This window comes from Leifsonia sp. Leaf264, assembly GCF_001422325.1.
In the GTDB taxonomy this organism is placed as follows: Bacteria; Actinomycetota; Actinomycetes; order Actinomycetales; family Microbacteriaceae; genus Orlajensenia.
The window spans coordinates 290,591-297,681 of record NZ_LMMR01000008.1; the positions used below are offsets into that span (position 1 = coordinate 290,591).

Sequence of the window (7,091 nt, forward strand, 5' to 3'; positions counted from 1 at the left end):
CGGATGCCGCCACGGCAGCGGTCAGCGCGGGATCAGGGCGTCGGGCGGGCAGTTCCACAGCCTGATGACGTGATGGTCGTGCTCGAACGCGAGCACGCTCACCGTGCCCGTCGACAGGGAGAAGACCGCGCCGTCCTGAGGCCGCAACCCCAGCCAGGCCGCGGCGATCGCCCGCAGCATGTGCCCGTGGGCGACCAGAAGCACATCGCCGCCGGCGTCGAGGACGGCATCGCAGCGGGCGATCACGGCCAGCGCCCGGCGCTGCACGTCGTGGGCGGTCTCGCCAGGGGTGTCGCCAGGCGGAACACCGTGCAGCCAGAGATTCCAGTCGTGGCCGAGATCGGCCACGATCTGTTCGCTGGTGACGCCCTCGTAGGCGCCGTAGTCCCACTCCACGAGATCGCGGTCGATCTCCACCTGGTCGCCGTAACCGGCCAGGCGTGCAGTGTCACGGGCGCGCCGCAACGGGCTGGAGATGACGAGGTCGAAGGCCTGTCCGTCGAGAGCCCGACCGAGCGTGCGCGCCTGCTCCTCGCCGGCATCGGTCAGCGGGAGGTCGGTCGTGCCGGTGTGCTGGCCGCTGCGGCTCCACGCCGTCTCACCGTGTCGGGCCATGACGAGACGCGGCGTCGTCGGCACGTCGTGCGATGCGGCGGAGTCGACGGTGGCGGGAGTCACCTTCCCGAGTGTGGCACGTTCGCGAGGGAGAGTGCATCCCCCGCGATGGCCGCGGTCTCCTCGACCGAACTGAACCAGAGCGGGCGTGCTGACGAGCGGATGCCGTCGGCATGGAGCGCCGAGGCGGCCTCAGCGTCGACCTCGTCGACCAGCCAGCCGTCGATGAGCCCACCGTCCCGCCGCGCGCCGTAGTGCCGCGCCACCGCGACAGCGCTGGTCTCGACGCCGATCGCGCTCAGGCAGGCGTCGGCCATACCGCGCAGGACGGCGCCGCCGATGATGGGCGAGACGCCGATGACCGGAGCGGACGTCGCGCGCACGGCATCCGCGATCCCGGGAATGCCGAGGATCGTGCCGATGGAGACGACGGGGTTCGAGGGGGCGAACAGCACGACGTCGGCCGTCGCGATGGCCTCGAGAACGCCGGGTGCCGGCCGGGCCACGGATGCATTCCGCTGGGTGAAAGCCAGAGCAGGTCGCGAGGCACGCAGCCGCACCCACCATTCCTCGAAGTGCATGTCCTCGATGGCGATGTCGGCGCTCTCGTCGCCCGCCACGGTGACGATGGTCTCGACCTCGTCGTCCGTCGCGGGAAGCAGGGTCGCGCCGAGGTTCCAGCGCGCAGCCAGCCGAGCCGTGGCCTCGCTCAGCGGCAGGCCGTCACGCAGCCACGAGGACCGGGCGATGTGCGTGCCGAGGTCGAGATCGCCGAGGGTGAACCACGGCCAGCCGACGCCGTAGGCGGTGAGTTCCGCGCTCACCCGCTCGCTCTCGCCCATCCGGCCCCAGCCGCGTTCGTCGTCGTTCGCGCCACCGAGCGTGTACATGATCGAGTCGAGGTCGGGACAGACGCGCAGGCCGGTGAGCCACAGGTCGTCGCCGGTGTTGGCGATGACCGTCACGCTGGAGTCGGGGTCGACGGCGCGCAGGTGGGCCAGCAGGCCGCGCGTGAAGCGCGCCCCGCCGACGCCGCCGGCGAGGACAGTCATGTTCGTCACGGCAGGGGCTCCAAGTCGAGGGTGGTCGGGGCGTCGGCCGCGGCGGCGGGTGCGGTCTCGGCGAAGGCGAGCAGGGGGCGCCCCGTGATCGGATGGCGCAGCACCTCGGCGCGCACGCCGTAGACCGCGAGCACGAGCTCGGGGGTGAGGATCTCGGCCGGGTCGCCGGCCGCGACGACGGCGCCGTCGGCCAGCACGATCACGTGATCGGCGTAGGCCGCAGCGTGTCCGAGATCGTGCAATGCCGCGAGCACGGTGAGACCGCCGCGCGCGAGTTCGGCGAGCAGTGACAGCGCCGACAGCTGCGCCCGGATGTCGAGGTGGTTGGTCGGCTCGTCGGCGAGCAGTAGCGACGGTTGCTGGGCCAGGGCGCGGGCGAGCGTGACCCGCTGGCGCTCGCCGCCCGACAGGGTGTGGAAGCGTCGGGTGGACAGCTCGGCGGCGCCGACAGCTGCCAGGGCGTCGCGCACGACGGCGGCATCCGTCGCCGAGGCGCTCGAGAACACGCCGAGATGCGGCGTGCGGCCGAGCATCACGACCTCGACCACGCTCAGGTCGAGCTCGGTGTCGGACTGCTGCTCGGCCACGGCCACGGTTCGCGCGCGCTGACGGCGCGGCATGGTCGGCAGCTGGGTGCCGTCGAACACGATGCTGCCGGATGCCGCGGGCTCGATGGACGCGATGAGGTGCAGCAGCGTCGACTTGCCAGCCCCGTTCGGCCCCACGAGGGCGCCGAACGAACCGCGTGGAAGGGTGACGTCCACCCCGTCGATGATGAGTCGGCCCGTACGCGAGAAGGAGACGCGATCGAGCGAGAGGCCTGTGGCCGGCCGGGCGGCGGGAGTGCCGGGCCGAGCGCCGGGCTGGGCGGCATCCGTCATGAGATCCTCCGGTTGCGCAGGATGAGCACGGCGAACACCGGGCCACCCACCAGGGCGGTGAGGATGCCGACGGGAAGCTCGCGCGGATCGAACAGGGTGCGGGCGCCGGTGTCGGCCCAGATGAGGAAGATCGCACCGGCGAGGGCGGAGAGCGGCAGGAGGGCCCTGTGCCCGGGGCCGGTGAGCAGGCGCACGGCGTGGGGGAGCACGAGGCCGATGAATCCGATGGAGCCGCTCACCGAGACCATCGCCCCGGTGAGCAGGGCGGTTCCGCACAGCAGCAGCCAGCGCATGCGGTCGACGTTCACGCCCAGCGCCGCCGCCGATGCATCACCGAAGGCGAAGGAGTCGAGGGTGCGGGCGCTCGCCAGCAGCGGCAGCCCCACGATCACCAGGGCGCCGACGGTGATGGCGACGGCCGGCCACTCCGCGCCGGCGAGCGAGCCGAGCAGCCAGTTGAGGATCTCACGGTAGCTGTCGCCGGTGGCGCTCCAGAAGATGATGAGGCTGGTGACGGCGCCGAAGACGCTCGAGACGGCCAGGCCGGCGAGCACGGTGCGCGTCGGCGTGATGCGGCCGGCGGCTCCGGCGAGCAGCAGGGTGAGGCTGAGTGCGACCAGGGCTCCGACGAACGCCGCGAACGGCAGCGCCAGGCTCACCCCGAGAACGAGGACCACGACAGCACCGACGGATGCGCCCGACGAGAGGCCGAGCAGGTAGGGGTCCGCCAGCGGGTTGCGGGTCACGGCCTGCATGATGGCACCGGCCAGCGCGAGGCCGGCACCGACGGCTGCCGCGGTCAGGACTCGCGGCATCCGGAGCTGCCAGACGATGCCGTCGCGCAGCGGAGACAGGGTCGGCTCGCCGATGCCGAGGTGGGAGAGGATGCTCGCCCACACGTCTCCGGCCGTGAGGCCGGCGGGTCCGATGGTGACGGCCAGCACGATCGAGACGATGAGAAGGAGACTGAGCCCCACGGCCCAGACCGCCGTCGGCACGGAACGGAGCGGCGACCCGCCGGTCTCCGGGTGCTGTGCCGGAACGGCGGCGGCCTGGCGCAGTGCTGTCATCAGAGTCCCAGCTTCTCCAGCTGATCGGTGATGCCGGTGACGGCGTCGACGTTGCGCACTCCCGCCTCGCCGGCGGGGAACGGCACCGTCACGTAGTGCTTCTCCTTCACGGCGGTGAGCTCGGCGGTGGCCGGGTTCGCCTCGAGCGCCGCGATCTTGGACGCAGCGGTGTTCCAGGTGGCGTCGACGAGCACGATCACGTCGGGATCGTCGGAGACGATGGACTCCCAGCCCAGGGCCGACCACGTGTCGTGCACGTCGGCGGCGATGTTCGTGAGGCCGGCCGCCTCCATCATCATCTCCGGTGCGCCGATGCCGGCGCCGACATAGGGCGTGTCGGTGCCCGAGCTGTACCAGAGGGCCGTGAGGCCGGACTTGTTCGGCGTGACCGCCGCGAGTTCCTTCTTCTGCTCGGCCACGAGTGCCGTCGCGCGGTCCGACACGTCGAAGATGGTGCCGACCTCCTCGATCTCGGCGAAGACGTCGTCGAAGGTGAGCGGATCGGGCTTGTACGCCTCCTCCTTGCAGGCGGACGGTGCGACGTAGCTGTTCACTCCGAGACCGGCGAGGGTGGCACGGTCGCCGGCGCCCTCAGCCGTGAGGTTCGACTCCCAGCCGGCGTAGACGAGGTCGGGCTCGAGGGCGAGGGTCGCCTCTTGGCCGGGCACGAAGTCGGAGATCGACGGGATGGCGGCGGCGGCATCCGTCTGGTCGTCGGGGACAGGGCCGTCGGTGAAGGCCGATCCGACGACGTGGTCGCCGAGGCCCAGCGCGAGCAGGGTCTCGAGGGTCGTCGACTTGACCGTCACCACCTTCTGCGGCGCCTGCGTGAAGGTCACCTCGGTGCCGCAGTTGTCGATGGTGAGCGGGTAACCGGTCGAGGCGGTGTCGGTGCTGCCGCTCGCAGGGGGCGTCGCCGCGGGTGCCGGCGTGGCGGCGCATCCGGAGAGCAGGGCGACGGATGCAGCCAGTGCGACGAGGGGGGCGACGGATCGATGGACGGAACGACGGATGATGACCTCCGGAGGGCGTGGCGACAGGACGAGGGGATCGAACCCGGACGATCGCGCTCATTCGACGCGATCTCGGGCGACCTGCGGCTCAAGTCCAAGCCGGCGCGACCGGTCAAAGCCAACCGGTGGTCTGGTCACGATTCTAGCGCCACCGCTGATCGAGTCGGCCGCGAGCCAAGCGGGCTGCCGAATCGAGCTGCCGAATCGAGATCGCCAGTCCGTCGCTGCTCGATCGGGCACCGGCGCATCATTGACGCCACCTCACGCGCAGTGCTTGACTCATGGCACCGGGCGCGATGGGGTGTCCACCCGTATCTACTCCGTCGGTCCGCTACGCCAGGGGATTCCCATGGAGCGTTCCACCCGTAGACGTGCAGTTCTGGCCACGGCGATGCTCGCTGTCGGATCGGTGTTCGCGCTGGCCCTGCCGACGGCAGCCTGGGCCGCCGCTCCATCGTTCGTCGATCCGCCCACGCGGCTCTACATGCTGCCGAACGCCGATGGCCCGCTGCCGGCATCCGTTCCGTTCCCCGTCGTGCCCGATGGCGTGATGACCTTCGACGGCACCACGGACCTCATCTCGCTGCAGGACCGCAAGCTCGAGGTGGAATCAGCGGAGAACGACTGCACGCCGGGTCCGGAGTTCGCCCTGTCCGGGTGCACGGCGATCCAGTTCGACGTCGGCCACGGCACCCTCGACTTCTTTCCGGCGCCCAGCGCGGTCGACGACTCCGACAGCACCTTCGATGCCTACGTGCTCCCCTCCGGTGCCATCGTGCGCGACATGGACTCCGCCGACGACCTGCCAGCCAAGATCACGGCGATCGTCGGGACGACGCAGCAGGTCAACGAAGCCATGCAGACGCTGCGCTACACGCCGGACGAGGATTACTACTACAACGGCTCGAACCCAGAGACCCTGCGCGTCGACCTGATCCCGGGTGACGGCACGCTCGGCACCGTCGAGGCCGACGTCGAGATCCGGGTGCAGGATCTCAACGACTTCCCCGAGGCCACGGTGCCTCCCGACCTGTTCACTGTCGATCCAGGGCTCGAGGTGACTCTCGGCACTCCCGATCAATGGGAGGTGACGGATGCCGACAACGATGAGGTGACGGATGGCGAGGAGTCCCCGGGGGAGGGCGACACCATCGACGGCGAGGGAACCGAGCTCCTGGTGATCGCGTGGGCGACCTGCGGGCGCATCCACCTGCAGGGGGCATCCGGATTCGAGATCGGAGACGACCTCGAGGAGCTCGTCGGCTCGGCGCTCGGCTTCGACGATCCGCCCACGGTCGACCAGCAGGCCGTGATCGACGCCTTCCTCGAGATCGTGCCCGACGAGGTGGAGAGCCTGCCGTTCGCCACCGGCAACCAGAACGAGCCGACCGCGGCGTTCGCCGGCGTCGCCGACGACATCAGCTGGGTGAACTACGCCCTCGACGAGGTCGTGTTCGAGGCGGTCGACCCGACCACCCTCGCTCCCCTCGGCGACCAGACCTGCGACGTGAACACTCTCGTGAGCGACCTCGGCAACAACGGACTGCCGCTCAACTACGTCGGGAGCCCGCCGAGCGGTGTCGAGACGCCGTTCTTCGGCTTCGACGTCGACACGAATGAGGCACCGGGCGTGGAGCGGGTCACAGTGAAGGTGGGCGAGGGCACCGAGATCGATGTGACGATGCCGACGGATGCGACAGTCGCCGAAGGGGCGACCGACGTTCTGCCGATCGCCATCACGCCGGCGGTGCATCCGGCGTTCGACCTGACGGTCTCGTCGACGCCGAACGCGCCGGCGACGGCGGGCGTCGACTACACCTCGCTGTCAGCAGTGACGGTGCCGATTCCCGAGAATGCGACGGACGCCTCCGTGCCTGTCGACGCCCTCCAGGACCTCGATCTCGATCCGGGCGAGACCTATTCAGTGACCCTCACGCCTCCGGCGACGCCGCCCCCGGGCTACACAGTGACGTCGTCGGACCCTTCTGCTCTGGTGACGATCGACGATGACGAAGTGGACCCGGGTGATGCGGTGGCGCCGACGGTGACGTTGAATCAGGGTGCGACCCAGGTGGATCCGACGAGCGTGTCGCCGATCGTGTTCGACGTTGTCTTCTCGGAACCGGTGGTCGGGTTCACGGCATCCGATGTGGTGTTGGGCGGCACGGCGGGAGCGACGACGGTGGTGATCAGCGGTGCTGGTCCGGCGTACACGGTGTCGGTGTCCGGGATGACGGTCGGGGGTGACGTTTTCGCGACGATTCCGGCGGGGGCTGTGGTGGATGCGTCGCCGAATGCGAACCCGAGTGCGGCGTCGACGTCGGAGGACAACACCGTGATCTTCACGGTGGACCCGGGTGATGTGGTGGCGCCGACGGTGACGTTGAACCAGGGTGCGACGCAGGTGGATCCGACCTCGGTGTCCCCGATCGTGTTCGACGTGGTGTTCTC

General features: G+C 70.1%; 6 protein-coding genes. 1 reads left to right on the top strand and 5 read right to left on the bottom strand.

Annotated features, from left to right (window positions below):
* Positions 1 to 21: 21 nt before the first annotated feature.
* From ASF30_RS20440 to ASF30_RS20460, 5 genes are read right to left on the bottom strand one after another with little or no spacing between them, the layout of a single operon-like run.
* Positions 22 to 678 (bottom strand): histidine phosphatase family protein, encoded by a 657-nt coding sequence (locus ASF30_RS20440; protein ID WP_235480422.1) that lies wholly within the window; start codon positions 676 to 678, stop codon positions 22 to 24.
* Positions 675 to 1,667, bottom strand: coding sequence for a 2-phospho-L-lactate transferase (gene cofD / locus ASF30_RS20445; protein WP_055911139.1), 993 nt, complete (start codon positions 1,665 to 1,667; stop codon positions 675 to 677). Before cofD ends, ASF30_RS20440 begins: the two co-directional genes overlap by 4 nt.
* A 5-nt stretch (positions 1,668 to 1,672) precedes the next feature.
* On the bottom strand, positions 1,673 to 2,557 hold the full coding sequence (locus tag ASF30_RS20450; RefSeq protein ID WP_055911027.1) for an ABC transporter ATP-binding protein: 885 nt from the start codon (positions 2,555 to 2,557) through the stop codon (positions 1,673 to 1,675).
* On the bottom strand, positions 2,554 to 3,627 hold the full coding sequence (locus ASF30_RS20455; RefSeq protein ID WP_082468194.1) for a putative F420-0 ABC transporter permease subunit: 1,074 nt from the start codon (positions 3,625 to 3,627) through the stop codon (positions 2,554 to 2,556). The genes ASF30_RS20450 and ASF30_RS20455 overlap by 4 nt, the downstream gene beginning before the upstream one ends.
* Positions 3,627 to 4,466 carry a putative F420-0 ABC transporter substrate-binding protein gene (locus tag ASF30_RS20460; RefSeq protein WP_442914989.1) on the bottom strand — a complete coding sequence of 280 codons (840 nt, stop codon included), beginning with the start codon at positions 4,464 to 4,466 and terminating at the stop codon, positions 3,627 to 3,629. The genes ASF30_RS20455 and ASF30_RS20460 overlap by 1 nt, the downstream gene beginning before the upstream one ends.
* 523 nt (positions 4,467 to 4,989) lie before the next feature.
* On the opposite strand from ASF30_RS20460, the gene ASF30_RS20465 reads away from it, so the two are divergent.
* The coding region (locus ASF30_RS20465; RefSeq protein WP_200918500.1) for a hypothetical protein at positions 4,990 to 7,091 on the top strand (2,102 nt) is incomplete at its 3' end.

Excerpts from the sequence above, each read along its gene's own strand:
- cofD (WP_055911139.1), bottom strand. The coding sequence starts at position 1,667 with ATGACTGTCCTCGCCGGCGGCGTCGGCGGGGCGCGCTTCACGCGCGGC.
- ASF30_RS20450 (WP_055911027.1), bottom strand. The coding sequence starts at position 2,557 with ATGACGGATGCCGCCCAGCCCGGCGCTCGGCCCGGCACTCCCGCCGCC.
- ASF30_RS20455 (WP_082468194.1), bottom strand. The coding sequence starts at position 3,627 with ATGACAGCACTGCGCCAGGCCGCCGCCGTTCCGGCACAGCACCCGGAG.